Genomic DNA, 13,538 nt, shown 5'->3' on the forward strand with positions numbered 1-13,538 from the left:
GGGGAAAAGGAAATGAATTTCAATATAAAAGAAGCTACCGAAATACTAGAGCGTGTGCCACAAACTTTGGAGTTTTTTTATCCAGTGTATCCGGCGAATGGCTACATTGTAGTGAAGAGGAAGGAACTTGAAATACATTCGAAGTAGTTGAGCATTTAATTGATCCGGAGAAAAACAACTGGATTCTAAGGCTAGAATTAATTCTCCGGGAAGGTGAAAATAAATCCTTTACTCTGTTTGATCGTTATTCTCACATAAATAACAACTCTCTTGGTAAACCAAAAGTTTAAAGGTATGAATTAGGGATTATTTATATAATGCGAGAAAGGCTGTGAAGTTATTTGAGGGGTTATAAAGCGATGTTATTTGATTTAGATGATACGTTACTTGATAGGGATAAGGCAGTAGATAAACTGTTTTCCATTATTTTAGAGGAGTTTTATGGGGATGTTGAACAACATGCAGTAAAAAACGCAATGTTACAGAAATTCAAGGAATATGATAAAAAAAGCTATGGTCATAGTGATAAAGTAAAGGTTTTGGAATCATTATTTGATGAATTCCCACCGAAATATAGATTACCACGCAATTACATTCAAGACTTTTGGAATAATAATTTCCCAAAATGTTTTTCTATAAACCAAAATACTATTAATATCATAAATACTATAAAGTCACATATTAAAGTTGGAATTATAACAAATGGCTCAACTCAGAGGCAAAAAGCAAAAATAATTAACACGAATTTGAATCGTTATTTTGATACAATCATTATTTCTGAAGAAGCGGGATTTAGTAAACCTGACAAACGCATATTTGAATTAGTATTAAATAAGCTAAATGTACAATCAGAAGATGTACTATTTGTTGGAGATGACTTAGAAAAAGATATTGCTGGTTGTCAAAATGCAAATATAAAGGGCATATGGTTCAATCCTAATATGATTAAGAATAATACCGACATAAAACCATATGCCGAGATTACTTCTTTTGATAATTTATTAAGTTATTGTGGAGAGATAAATTTTCAAAAATAGTAGATAGATTACCCTTAATTTCATTGACCGTATAAGAAGTTTTAAAACAATATTTATTTACGATGATATAGAGGATATTGAGCCAGGGGCAAATCATTTATGTGTGTTAATGAAGATCTACACAGCATGATTAATATATACTTTATAAATTATAGAGGAGTGAGACTATGGAAATAAAGAAAGTAGTAATTGGCGGAATAAATATTGCCGTCGTCAGAAACGATACAGTAGTAATATCCGACGTTCAATCTGCATTAGATCTCATGGCAACAGTTCAATATGAAGCGGATTCAAAGCGGATTGTTATCAAAAAATCATTAATAAGTGAAAGTTTCTTTGACTTAAAAACACGTCTTGCGGGTGATATTCTTCAAAAGTTTATTAATTACAGCGTGAAAATTGCTATCATCGGGGATTTTTCTATGTACACTAGTAAAAGCCTAAAAGATTTCATTTATGAATGTAATAAAGGTAAGGATATTTTTTTCTTAGCAACTGAGCAACAAGCAATTGAAAAGTTAAGCTCATTGAAATAAAGATATAAAATGTATTTCGAAAGAGGCATCCGTGATGGTGCCTCTTATTTGTATTTTTATATAAAAATGTTTTTCAAATTTAAATTTTGTACCGGTACAGTAACTGCAAATGTACATTGTTACAATATCCCTTCAAATTTACAATCAGCATATACTATTTTAACTTATAGCTATTAAGGGGTGCTGATTATGACAAGTTTGCAAGATCAACTGTTTACAAGATTGAACCTTGAAAAACGTACTGAAATAAAATTTGAAGAATTAAGTACAATACTCTTTGCATTTGCCCATACAATCCTGTTTGAGAATTTAGATGTAATAGCAGGGAATGCAAAAGAAATTTCAAAAGAGAACTTACAGAAGAAAATATTAAAAAGTTCCCGCGGCGGACTTTGTTATGAATTAAATACTCTTTTTTACTATTTTTTAAAAGATAGTGGTTATGATGTACAACTCGCACTAGGTACCGTATATAAAAATGATATAAACGCTTGGGCACTTGAAGATGGGCATATAACAATTATTTTAAATTACGAAAACGTAAAGTACTTAATTGATGTAGGTATTGCTTCATTAGTACCTCTTGTGCCAGTACCATTTACTGGCAAACTTATTTCTTCTAAAAACGGTTCGTATCGAGTAAGACAAAAAGATACGAGTAAAGGAAACTATGTTCTAGAAAGAATAGATATTGATGGAGAATGGAAAGTTTGTCATGCTTTTTATAAACATATTATTGATGAGACAGTAGTAAACGATGTTCAAAGAAGAGTGATAGAAGATGAGAAATCTATTTTCAATAAAGGACCCATTACAGTAAAGTTGACAAACTCCGGTCATGTCTCTTTAACGGATACTAGTTTAACTGAAATTATTCATTGGGAAAAAACTAAGCGTGAAATTACAGAGGATCAATATAGAGAATTATTATATACTTTATTTGCTATTGAGTTGTGAATATAAAAATAGCCGGTTCTTATTCAGAATCGGCTATTTTTATTATTTTTGGTTTAAATGGTTTTCGTCTAATATGTTTCGGAAACTGCGGTATAATTAACGTTTTTAACGTTTCCTCAGCTTCTTCATATGTATGAAAAACTGGCTCTTTTCCATTATCTCCTTGCAAAACTAGCCCTTCATCTCGGATTACATACGGCATAAAACCACTCCTTATAGTAAAAAATTATGGTCTATTGAAACAGAATGATACGATTTCAAGTTTAATTTTCTTAATAGATATAATACACTAGAACAGTATATAAAATGAATATTGGATGTAAAGGAAGATTATAATGTCAGTTATTGATAAATTGAAACTAAATAAGTATACAAATATGGTCGTAATTAACGAACCGAGTGATTATGACATTTTTACAGGGAAAGAAACTGCATTTTTAAAAGAACACGATGCCATTTTTATTTTTGTAGAAACGCTTGATGAAATGGTGAAACAAACGAATTTTATTATTAGTAATGAAGAATTACTAATTGAAAAAGGCTATATATTCTTCGCATATCCGAAAAAAGGTAATTCTCGTTACAGTACGTTTATTCACCGTGATGAGATGTTTCCGGCATTAAACGTTGGAGATGATGGATATGTAGGGGAAAGCGAAATTAAATTTGTGCGAATGGTAAGTATGGATGATGTCTTTACAGTTGTAGGTTTAAAACGTGAAAAGAAAAAAGCGAAGAAAACACCTGCAACGAGTCAATGTGTTGCTGATTATGCAGATCGTATTCAAGATGTTGAAGCATTATTGGCTAATCATCCAGCTGAACTTAAGTTTTATCAAAGTTTAACTCCTGGTTATCAAAAAGATTGGGCACGTAATTTATTTTCTGTGAAACAAGAAAAAACACGCGATAAACGTCTTGAGAAAATGATTGAAATCCTTTCACAAGGCTATAAAACAATTGAATTATTCCGTAAGAAGAAAAAATAATAATTAGGAATGTCACAATGATGCAACAATTAATTGCAAAGAGTACATTGAAAAGAGGATTCCTTTCAGTATACTAAAGTATGTTCTTATATTTAAATAATTAGCAAAAGAGAAAAGGTGTTTGAAATGAAATCGTATATTGTAGTTGGATCTGGAATTTTAGGGGCATCTACTGCCTATCATCTTGCTAAGGCTGGTGCGAAGGTTACTATTGTAGATCGTCAAGATTTAGGTCAAGCAACTGACGCAGCAGCAGGTATTGTCTGTCCGTGGCTGTCGCAACGTCGTAATAAAGCATGGTATAAAATCGTTAAAGGCGGTGCGCGTTACTATTCTTCATTAATTCAGCAATTAGAAGAAGACGGTGAAACGGATACAGGTTACAACCGTGTAGGCGCAATTAGTTTACATACTGATGAGAAAAAACTAGATCAAATGGAAGAGCGAGCGTATAAACGCCGTGAAGATGCACCGGAGATTGGTGAAATCACTCGTTTATCAGCTGAAGAAACGAAAAAGTTATTCCCAGCATTATCGGAAGAATATAGTTCTGTTCATATTAGTGGCGCTGCACGAGTAAATGGAAGATTATTACGCAACGCATTAATAAGCGCTGCGAAAAAGCATGGTGCAACTTTCATAAAAGGTGATGCAGTATTAGTCCGTGAAGGGAATCATATTACGGGAGTTAAAGTAAATGACGAAACAATTGTAGCGGAAAAGGTAATGGTAACTGCAGGCGCATGGGCGAACGAAATCTTGAACCCATTAGGAATTAATTTCTTAGTTACGTTCCAAAAAGGACAAATTGTTCATTTACAAATGGAAAATACAGCAACAGAAAATATGCCAGTTGTTATGCCGCCGAACGATCAATATATTTTAACATTTGACAATGGCCATGTCGTAATTGGTGCAACGCATGAGAATGATACTGGTTTCGATCACCGTGTAACTGCAGGTGGTTTACATGAAGTATTCCATAAAGCGTTAACAGTAGCGCCTGGTTTAGAAGATGGTACAATGATTGAAACAAGAGTTGGCTTTAGACCGTTTACACCAGGGTTCTTACCTGTTATTGGACCACTACCTAAGTTTGAAGGTATTCTCGTTGCAAATGGATTAGGTGCTTCAGGATTAACAGCAGGTCCATACTTAGGATCAGAACTTGCGAAACTTGCGTTAGGGCAACCGATTGAATTAGATTTAAATGATTATGATGTTGCTGGGGCAATGGAATAGTAATAAACAAAAAAGATTAGGAGTGATTTCCTAATCTTTTTGTTATGTTATTTGGGCGTAACTAAGTATTTTTGGGGGTAGTTCAAACATATCAGAAATATAAACAATAGCCTCAAAAACTGGAGGCTATTCAATTTCACAATCTATTATGAGCAATTACAATAGGTAAGCTCTTTAAAGTCTGTCCCATCGCTGTATTCGTAAAATGATGAATAACATCAAAAACCTCAACTTGATGGATATTAGCGAACCGCTTCACAAATGAAATTAAAGCGATAGGCGGGATCCCAATTAAAGTTTTTTAAACCTAATTGGACTTACCATTAAGAGAGCGAGGATTAATGTAATCCATGCATTGCTATATGAAAACAATCCCATACCAGCCAATGGTAATCCAGCAGCTGGAATAGGTAATCCCTTAAAATATCCAATGGTTGGTTTTACACTAAATTTAGCTAATCTTAAAGCACCCATCGTTGGGAAAAGGATAAATGCCAAAGAAGTTAAAATAGATGGTGTTGCTATCGAATAAAATAAAAGTGCAGGAGCAACTCCGAAACTAACAATATCAGCTAAGGAATCCAATTGTACACCAAACTCACTGTTCACTTTTAGTTTTCTCGCAATTCTTCCATCAAGGAGATCTAAAACAGCTGAAAAGAAAATAAAAATGGAAGCCGCTTTCAAATAGTCACTCATATTCATGGTAATTGAAAAAACACCACACAATAAATTTCCAATCGTAAATAAATTGGGTACAGCTTTTACTATATGATTGAACAAGGTTGTCCCCCCTAAGTTGATCAAACTTCACATTTATGTAGCAATTTCTATATATTCTTCCGTTATTCTTGAAAATATATGACCACTGTATGCTAAGGAAATTTCGACAAGAGAAAAGCCGATTTCCTGTACGTTATGTTGGTTTATAAACATGTTTGATCAAAGGCAAGTCTATTACTGCTGATTTACCTAATATAAAAAAACGTTTTTGAAAAAAAGAGTTATCAAAATAGGCTCTAAACATATTTTATAGAATCACTTTTTATAAAATATGTTTGATCATTTTCGGTACGCGTTGTTGAACATTAGCACCCGATAGTTGAAGTGCCGAGTAGTCAAGCATTTTCCTCCGGTTGGTGGATAAGACCAACCACTCCTGTTTTAAATGTATTGGTTTTTATAAGTTTAAGATTAATCTTGTCCGTAATTTCTTTAAATAAAGGTAGTCCATTGCCTAAGACTACAGGAAACATATTAATTCGATATTCATCAATCAAGTCAAGTAGTTTACAAAAAATTGATTTTCCGCCAGAAAAGATTAGTTAGATATCTTAATTATATAGTGGAACAAGATCATCGTTTTATTAAGAAACATGTGCGTTCTATCTTGGTATTTAAGTCATATAAAACAACATCTACACCCTAAAAGTTGCATCATATCTTCATATAGTCATAAAATTAATCTGTGGTCGAAAATACGTAAAGAGCTGCTGGAATGAATTACTGAGAATATGAAGAATAAAGGAGAGAAACGGAGTAAAAACTAAAAAAATTAGACAAGGAAAATGGAGAGATGAATTAAATGTTAAAGATTATCAAACATTTAAAGCCATTTGTTGCTTCCATCATTGCAGTTGTATGTCTTTTAACTGTGCAGGCAGTATGTGATCTATCACTGCCAGACTACATGTCTAACATTGTCAATGTAGGGATTCAACAAAAAGGTGTAGAAAATGCAGTACCTGAGGTTATTCGTAAAAGTGAACTGGATAAACTTACGCTCTTTATGAATGAAAATGAGAAGAAAAAAGTAGCTGACAACTATGTGCTTTTAGATAAGAACAACCTCTCTCAAAGTGAACTGAAAAATGACTTAAAAGATTATCCGCAGCTTGATAAAGAGCCACTTTATAAGCTACATACAGAAGATAAAAATATAATTAATGAACTTAACAATATCTTTGGGAAACCAATGTTAATTACACAAGGAATCGAAAAAGGCGGCCCATCTGCTTTCCCTCCTGCTGCGACAGGTGACAACAACACACCAGCGAAGCTTCCGTCAAATACTGATCCTTTTGCAGTCATTGCGAAACTTCCTCAAGATCAAATCAATGCAATAAAAGAAAAGGCAGATGAAAAGTTTAAGAATATGCCAGGCAGCATGGTAACACAATCAGCCGTTTCATTCATTGAGAATGAGTATAAAAAGATCGGTATCAATATAGATAAGCTTCAATCTAATTTCATTCTTACTTCCGGCGGGAAAATGCTGCTTTTATCCTTAGTAAGTATGGCAGCTACCGTTATCGTGAGTTTACTTGCTGCAAAAGTAGCTGCAGGACTCGGCAGAGACCTTAGAAAGAAAGTATTCCGGAAAGTTACAAACTTCTCGAATGCGGAGTTTGATAAGTTTTCCACTGCATCTCTAATCACAAGAAGTACAAATGATATCCAACAAGTTCAAACACTTATGGTTATGATGCTTCGCATTGTATTCTATGCACCAATTTTAGGTATCGGCGGCATTATTAAAGTACTTACTACAGACCTTTCAATGGGATGGATTATCGCAGTTGCGGTAATCGCGATTTTAAGCCTAGTCATTGGTTTATTTAGCATCGCGATTCCTAGGTTTAAGCGTATCCAAAAGTTAGTAGATAAAATTAACTTAATCACTCGTGAATCTTTAACAGGTATGCTCGTTATTCGTGCTTTTAATAATCAAAAACATGAAGAAAAGAAATTTGAAAAAGGAAATCAAGATTTAACAAACACAAATTTATTTGTAAGCCGTTTAATGTCATTTATGATGCCAATGATGATGTTTATCATGAATGCTGTTACTGTACTTATTATTTGGGTTGGATCACACCAAGTGGATATGGGACATATGCAAGTTGGTGATTTGATGGCATTTATGCAATATACAATGCAGATCATCATGGCCTTCTTAATGATTTCAATGGTATCTATTATGGTTCCACGTGCTTCAGTTTCCGCACAACGTATCGCAGAAGTTTTAGATACTGACATTACCATTAGTGATGTAAAAGAGCCGAAAACATTTGCTTCAGACAAGAAAGGTTACGTTGAATTTAAAAATGTTGGTTTTAGATATCCAGGTGCAGAAGAAGATGTGCTTTCCAATATCACCTTTACTGCAAAACCTGGTGAAACGACAGCTTTTATCGGAAGTACAGGTAGTGGTAAATCAACATTAATCAACTTAATTCCACGCTTTTACGATGTCACAAGCGGCCAAATATTAATAGATGGCACGGATATTAGAGAAGTATCTCAGAAGGAATTAAGAGAGAAAATTGGTTATGTACCGCAAAAAGGAGTTCTCTTCTCAGGTACAATCGAGAGTAATTTGAAATACGGTAAAAAAGAAGCAACTGAAGAAGAACTCGAACAAGCGGCAGAAATCGCGCAGGCTATGGAGTTTATTAACGCGAAAACTGAAAACTTCCGTACAGAAATATCACAAGGTGGTACGAACGTTTCCGGTGGTCAAAAACAAAGACTTTCTATTGCGCGTGCTCTTACGAAAAAATCGGAAATCTTCATATTCGATGATAGTTTCTCAGCTCTTGACTTTAAGACAGACGCAGCATTGCGCAGAGCTTTAAACAATGAGATTACAGGAAGTACTATTTTACTTATTGCCCAAAGAATCAGTACAATCATGAATGCCGATAAGATTATTGTACTTGACGAAGGAAAAATAGTTGGAACTGGTACTCATGAAGAGCTTATGGAAAACTGTGAAGTTTATAAGCAAATTGCTTTATCACAACTTTCAAGAGAGGAGTTGTCATCATGAGTGATAGAAAAATAGAAAATAGAAAACAAGGCGGCCCTGGTCCTGGCGGTGGCGGTCATATGGGCGGCGGCATGAGAAAGATTGAGAAGGCAAAAAACTTCAAAGAAACGATGAATAAACTCCTTCAATACTTGAAGCCCTATAAATTATCAATCTTAATCGTTATCCTTTTCGCAATCGGTAGTGCAGCCTTTACAATCGTTGGTCCAAAAATTTTAGGAAAAGCGACAACAAAACTTTTCGAAGGGCTCGTAAGCAAAGTATCAGGAGCACCCGGTGCGGCCATTGACTTTACCTATATCGGAAACATTGTCATTTTACTCCTTGGATTATATATACTGAGCACTGTGTTTGGTATTATCCAGGGGTACATTATTTCTGGAGTAGCTCAAAAAGTATCTTATAACTTCAGAAAAGAAATCGATGAAAAAATTAACCGTATGCCGCTGAAATACTTTGATAAAACAACGCACGGCGAAGTATTATCGAGAATTACAAATGACGTAGATACGGTGAGCCAAACTTTAAACCAAAGTATGTCGCAAATCATCACATCCGTTATTACAATCATCGGTGTACTTATCATGATGTTATCAATCAGCTGGCAAATGACATTAGTGGCGCTGTTAATATTGCCAGTATCGATGATTCTCATCATGGCAGTCGTAAAACGATCACAAAAATACTTCAAATCCCAGCAAGAATATTTAGGACACGTAAACGGTCAGGTCGAAGAAATTTATAGTGGTCACAATATCGTAAAAGCCTTTAACAAAGAAGAAGAAGAAGTAAAAAAATTCGAAAAGGTAAATGATACCCTTTACCACTCCGCATGGAAATCTCAATTTTTATCTGGAATGATGATGCCGATTATGACATTTATCGGTAATATCGGTTACGTCGCTGTATCTATTTTAGGCGGATGGCTTGCGGTAAAGAGAACCATCGCAGTTGGAGACATTTTAGCCTTTGTGCAATATGTTAGAAGCTTTACACAACCAATCGCTCAAGTAGCGCAAATCGCGAACGTACTTCAATCCACTGCAGCTGCTGCAGAAAGAGTCTTCGAATTTTTAGAAGAAGAAGAGGAAGTGCCAGAAGCAGAAAATCCAGTGAAGCTGCAAAAAATTCAAGGAGAAGTTACCTTCCAAGATGTTCAATTTGGATACAATCCAGATAAGATCATCATCAATAATTTCTCATCTAACATTAAACCTGGACAAAAAGTAGCAATCGTCGGACCAACCGGAGCTGGTAAAACAACGATTGTAAAACTGTTAATGCGTTTCTATGACATAAACAGCGGTGCGATCTGTATCGACGGTCACGATATAAAAGACTTCACGCGAGAAGACCTGCGCAGCATGTTTGGTATGGTACTTCAAGACACTTGGCTATTTAACGGCTCCATCATGGAAAATATACGTTACGGTAGACTCGATGCTACAGACGAAGAAGTAATTGAAGCAGCGAAAGCAGCTCACGTTCACAACTTCGTAAAAACATTACCAAATAAATATCAAATGGAACTAAACGAAGAAGCAAGCAACGTATCCCAAGGACAAAAGCAACTACTAACAATTGCACGCGCCCTTATAGCGGATCCGAAAATACTCATACTAGACGAAGCAACAAGCTCCATTGACACTCGTACAGAAGTGCTGATTCAAAAAGCAATGGAAAACCTCATGGAAGGCAGAACAAGCTTCATCATCGCTCATAGATTATCAACAATCCGTGATGCAGATTTAATCCTTGTCATGAAAGACGGGGATATTGTAGAACAAGGTAATCATGAAGAGTTATTGAAGTCTGATGGCTTCTATGCTTCGCTTTATAATAGTCAGTTTGAGGGTGCGGATGCTTCTTGAGTTAAGGTGGGATGAGGGTGTCCCGAAAGTCCATTTAAATGACTAAAATCCACGGTGAAAATCCATTTTCTTCGTGGGTTTTTATTATTTTTAAGGTTCTGTTACAAAGTTTTTAAAAGTAAGATATATGGAATTATGGGACAAGTTTTTCGTGTCTCATTCAATACTCATAGTAAACCACTTATCACATTAAGAGCCCCCACGGCACAGGGGGCTCTATTAAATTTGAACAAAATGGACATTTGGGTTAAATGTATTATATAAGTAGCTAGAATCTAATTATTTGATTCCCATTTTAATCCAAATGGTACAAATTCGATGCGATGTGAAGCTGAAGAAGAAGGCTAAGAAAAAGAATAAGAAATATAGGGTTCCTAGTAATACAGCTGACTTCATGAATGAGCTATGGAAGCAAAGGAATAAGTAAAAGCGATGATAAAGGATTTTTGATTAAATTTATATTTACTGTTTTAGGCGCTGCCGTGATCGGTTTAGCGTCTTGTTTGTTGTTAAGGGATGAAATAGATTTGAAACTTAAAGATTAGATAATAATAGTATTACTTTAAAATGTAGAAAGCAGGCTAGTAAACAAGCTATTTTTGTTTTTCAGCATAGAATATGATGAATCCTAGAGTTAAGAGGAGGTAATTATATTTATGGGATGTAATGATAATTTCAGACGTTCCCGAGATTGTGATAGATTTTGGGATGATTTAATGTTTTGCAGACGCAGACATAGAGATTGTGATGACCGTCGTTGTAGACGTGACCGCGACTGTGATTGTAATGAATGTCGTCGTAGACGTAATCATGATCGTGACTGTGATTGCGATAATCGTCGAGATTGGTAAATTTCTTTCAATGAGTGCGTTTCTTCACAGCACTCTTTTTTTTATTTATGGGTTTTCTGAACTCTTTATTGATAATATATAAAATACGAAGAATGTAGTTGTAATATATGGTTGTACAAAAATCTTCATCGTAAAACAAAGTGGGCTAAAAGTGATCGAGAAGAGTTAAAGAAAGAATTAGAGTATTAATAAATACATTCTTTTGACCAGAGGTGATTTCACCGATGTAAGGAATCTTGTCCAGTGTAATTAAATTTAGAGCTGACCACCGATATGCAATATTTTCAAGTCCGAAAACTTCCGAAGCCTCGTAATGTTTTAGTGTTTCTCCTCCTTCTCTTGTTTTATGACTTTCTCCAGAGATAATGATTATTTCTTCTCTATTAATTGTTGCACAACGGATAACCGGTTTAGAATTATCAAAAAGGGTACTATAAAACAGAACAAGCCCAAGAAATAGATAAGGAGTGAGCAAGCGATGGACAACATGATAAATGCGAGCAATTTTGGTTTGCATAGCGGAATTGCTCAAAAAACGGTTGGTCAGTATTTGTTCGATCGCCTGAAACTCGAGGGCATTACCGACATTTTCGGCGTCGCAGGGGACTATAATTTTACACTTCTTGATACTTTGGAGTGTTATAACGGCATCCGTTTTATAGAAGGACGAAACGAACTAAACTCGGGTTATGCTGCAGATGGCTATGCAAGAATCAAAGGAATAGCGGCTCTTATTACGACCTTCGGGGTCGGGGAGCTCAGCGCCTGCAATGCGATAGCGGGAGCCAACAGCGAGCATGTGCCAATAATACACATTGTGGGTGCGCCTCCTGAGAAGGATCAAAAAGAACATAAGCTGATGCACCATACCCTAATGGATGGGGATTTTGACGTTTTTCGCAAGGTGTATGAGCAGATCACCGCTTATACCGCGGTGCTTACACCGGAAAATGCCAAGATTGAAATTCAGACTGCGATTCGCATTGCTAAGGAAAAGAAAAAGCCGGTATACCTGGTTGTGGCCAATGATTTAGTGACCAAGCCGATTAAGGTCTGGGAAGAGCCGGTACCACCACGTCCAACGTCCAGGCCGAATACCCTTCAGGCTGCGGTGAATCATGCCCATCGGCTTTTAGAACGTGCCCACCAACCGGTTATCTTGGTGGACGTGAAAACTATGCGCTTCGGCCTTCAGACAGCAGCTCGGCAGCTGGCCGATGCCATGAATGTGCCTGTTGTAACGATGATGTACGGGAAGGGAGGATTCGACGAGACCCATCCAAATTATATCGGAATGTACCTAGGCTCTTTCGGGAGGGCTGAAGTCCAAAGTATGGTGGAAAATGCAGATTGTATCATTGCGATTGGCATGGTATGGGCGGACACAAACACCGCAAATTTTACCGCAAAGCTGAACCCACTAGTGACTGTCAATATTCAACCAGATATGGTTAAGGTCGCTGAGGCGGAATATCCGAATGTTCTTGCGGCTGACATGCTACTTGCCTTGCAGAAGGTGGATTGCATGGGTCAAGGTTTGGCAGAGAAATTGTCATTCCCTTACGATCAATTCACAACTAATTCTGACGGGCCTCTAATGGCATCCGGCTATTATCCACGTTTTCAGCGCATGCTGAAAGAGGGCGATATTGTGATCGCCGAGACCGGGACATTTTATAATGGAATGGCTGAGGTGAGACTGCCTTGCAATGTAACATATATTGGGCAAGGTGGATGGCAGTCTATCGGTTACGCAATCCCCTCGGCGTTCGGTGCTAGTATGGCCGCGCCTGAACGCCGAGTGTTGCTGTTTACAGGCGACGGCGCCCTGCAGCTAACAGCTCAGGAGATCAGTTCCATGCTCTATTATGGCTGCAAGCCTATAATCTTCGTTTTGAACAATGATGGTTATACGATTGAGAAATATTTGAATGTCAAAACAGTGGGGCAAAAGTACAATCAAATCCCTCAATGGTCTTACACCAAACTGGCCGAAGCTTTTGGAGGCAATGCGTTTACCGTTACGGTCCGAACCTATGGAGAGCTTGATCAGGCTATAATCCAGGCTGAAAAGGAAAGTGCCGAAAGACTCTGTATCATTGAAATGATCGCAGGGAATCCGATGGACGCGCCTCCATATATGCTACGGATGCGCAGTTATATGGAGAAGCAAGAAATGCAGCGCAGCAAGAAATAGTCCCGAATATCAAGAATGGTCCTGAA

General features: G+C 36.5%; 15 protein-coding genes and 1 pseudogene. 12 read left to right on the plus strand and 4 right to left on the minus strand.

Features of this window, described 5'->3' with window-relative positions; all coding sequences use genetic code 11:
• Positions 1–12 precede the first annotated feature (12 nt).
• The 4 genes from FT637_RS30590 to FT637_RS10860 all read left to right on the plus strand — a co-directional run bounded on the left by FT637_RS30590 (position 13) and on the right by FT637_RS10860 (position 2,530).
• Positions 13–147 (plus strand): hypothetical protein, encoded by a 135-nt coding sequence (locus tag FT637_RS30590; protein ID WP_413773226.1) that lies wholly within the window; start codon positions 13–15, stop codon positions 145–147.
• A gap of 212 nt (positions 148–359) precedes the next feature.
• Positions 360–1,037, plus strand: coding sequence for an HAD-IA family hydrolase (locus tag FT637_RS10850; protein ID WP_193646302.1), 678 nt, complete (start codon positions 360–362; stop codon positions 1,035–1,037).
• A gap of 167 nt (positions 1,038–1,204) precedes the next feature.
• Entirely contained in the window at positions 1,205–1,573 is a 369-nt protein-coding gene (locus FT637_RS10855; protein ID WP_193646303.1) for a DUF4180 domain-containing protein, read from the plus strand.
• A gap of 189 nt (positions 1,574–1,762) precedes the next feature.
• Entirely contained in the window at positions 1,763–2,530 is a 768-nt protein-coding gene (locus FT637_RS10860) for an arylamine N-acetyltransferase family protein (protein WP_193646304.1), read from the plus strand.
• A 19-nt stretch (positions 2,531–2,549) separates the two neighbouring features.
• On the opposite strand, the gene FT637_RS10865 is transcribed toward FT637_RS10860, so the two are convergent.
• On the minus strand, positions 2,550–2,732 hold the full coding sequence (locus tag FT637_RS10865) for a hypothetical protein (protein WP_193646305.1): 183 nt from the start codon (positions 2,730–2,732) through the stop codon (positions 2,550–2,552).
• Positions 2,733–2,865: 133 nt separating this feature from the next.
• On the opposite strand from FT637_RS10865, the gene FT637_RS10870 reads away from it, so the two are divergent.
• Together FT637_RS10870 and FT637_RS10875 are read left to right on the plus strand one after the other, a co-directional pair.
• Entirely contained in the window at positions 2,866–3,519 is a 654-nt protein-coding gene (locus tag FT637_RS10870) for a YdeI/OmpD-associated family protein (protein ID WP_193646306.1), read from the plus strand.
• 126 nt (positions 3,520–3,645) lie between these two features.
• The gene (locus FT637_RS10875) at positions 3,646–4,761 is read left to right on the plus strand and encodes an NAD(P)/FAD-dependent oxidoreductase (protein ID WP_193646307.1); all 1,116 of its coding nucleotides are present in this window, start codon (positions 3,646–3,648) and stop codon (positions 4,759–4,761) included.
• A gap of 291 nt (positions 4,762–5,052) precedes the next feature.
• Here FT637_RS10875 and pssA read toward each other — a convergent pair whose 3' ends face one another.
• Together pssA and FT637_RS10885 are read right to left on the minus strand one after the other, a co-directional pair.
• Positions 5,053–5,544, minus strand: coding sequence for a CDP-diacylglycerol--serine O-phosphatidyltransferase (gene pssA, locus FT637_RS10880; RefSeq protein WP_193646308.1), 492 nt, complete (start codon positions 5,542–5,544; stop codon positions 5,053–5,055).
• A 335-nt stretch (positions 5,545–5,879) separates the two neighbouring features.
• Positions 5,880–6,041, minus strand: a complete 162-nt coding sequence (locus tag FT637_RS10885; RefSeq protein WP_227493767.1) for a dihydrofolate reductase family protein — start codon at positions 6,039–6,041, stop codon at positions 5,880–5,882.
• Positions 6,042–6,079: 38 nt separating this feature from the next.
• Between FT637_RS10885 and FT637_RS29860 the strand changes: the two are divergent.
• The 5 genes and pseudogenes from FT637_RS29860 to FT637_RS10905 form a co-directional block, all read left to right on the plus strand.
• Positions 6,080–6,184: pseudogene (locus tag FT637_RS29860) on the plus strand (IS6 family transposase); the annotation flags it as partial.
• Between the two features lie 162 nt (positions 6,185–6,346).
• Entirely contained in the window at positions 6,347–8,593 is a 2,247-nt protein-coding gene (locus tag FT637_RS10890; protein WP_193646309.1) for an ABC transporter ATP-binding protein, read from the plus strand.
• Positions 8,590–10,464, plus strand: a complete 1,875-nt coding sequence (locus tag FT637_RS10895; RefSeq protein ID WP_193646310.1) for an ABC transporter ATP-binding protein — start codon at positions 8,590–8,592, stop codon at positions 10,462–10,464. The genes FT637_RS10890 and FT637_RS10895 overlap by 4 nt, the downstream gene beginning before the upstream one ends.
• A gap of 398 nt (positions 10,465–10,862) precedes the next feature.
• Positions 10,863–11,009 carry a hypothetical protein gene (locus tag FT637_RS10900; protein WP_193646311.1) on the plus strand — a complete coding sequence of 49 codons (147 nt, stop codon included), beginning with the start codon at positions 10,863–10,865 and terminating at the stop codon, positions 11,007–11,009.
• Positions 11,010–11,120: 111 nt separating this feature from the next.
• Positions 11,121–11,315 carry a hypothetical protein gene (locus tag FT637_RS10905; RefSeq protein ID WP_193646312.1) on the plus strand — a complete coding sequence of 65 codons (195 nt, stop codon included), beginning with the start codon at positions 11,121–11,123 and terminating at the stop codon, positions 11,313–11,315.
• 145 nt (positions 11,316–11,460) lie between these two features.
• On the opposite strand, the gene FT637_RS30595 is transcribed toward FT637_RS10905, so the two are convergent.
• Positions 11,461–11,832, minus strand: coding sequence for a hypothetical protein (locus tag FT637_RS30595; RefSeq protein WP_227493768.1), 372 nt, complete (start codon positions 11,830–11,832; stop codon positions 11,461–11,463).
• Here FT637_RS30595 and FT637_RS10915 point away from each other — a divergent pair.
• Positions 11,794–13,512, plus strand: a complete 1,719-nt coding sequence (locus tag FT637_RS10915) for an alpha-keto acid decarboxylase family protein (RefSeq protein ID WP_193646313.1) — start codon at positions 11,794–11,796, stop codon at positions 13,510–13,512. The two genes, FT637_RS30595 and FT637_RS10915, sit on opposite strands and share 39 nt — an antisense overlap.
• Positions 13,513–13,538: the final 26 nt, after the last annotated feature.

It is taken from the genome of Bacillus cereus (assembly GCF_015071065.1).
Taxonomy (GTDB): domain Bacteria; phylum Bacillota; class Bacilli; order Bacillales; family Bacillaceae_G; genus Bacillus_A; species Bacillus_A cereus_BA.